1 pseudogene is annotated in these 242 nt (G+C 72.3%); it reads left to right on the forward strand.

The window, feature by feature from the left end:
• Positions 1-180, forward strand: a pseudogene (locus ACQG3P_RS22290) (DEAD/DEAH box helicase); the annotation flags it as partial.
• Between the last annotated feature and the right edge of the window lie 62 nt (positions 181-242).

Raw genomic sequence — 242 nt, forward strand, 5'->3', positions numbered from 1 at the left:
GTGCAGGGCGATGTCGGCTCGGGCAAGACTGTGGTGGCCGCGCTGGCGGCCATGCGGGCGGTGGGGCAGGGCAAGCAGGTCGCGCTGGCTGCCCCCACCGAACTGCTGGCCGAACAGCTCCTCACCAACCTGCGCGGCTGGCTGGAACCGCTGGGCGTGCAGGTCGCCTGGCTGGCCGGCTAGGTCACCGGCAAGGCGCGCGCGAAGGTGCTCGAACAGGTCGCCAACGGGCAGGCCCATGT

The organism is Stenotrophomonas sp. SrG, from assembly GCF_050031795.1.
GTDB lineage: Bacteria > Pseudomonadota > Gammaproteobacteria > Xanthomonadales > Xanthomonadaceae > Stenotrophomonas > Stenotrophomonas rhizophila_A.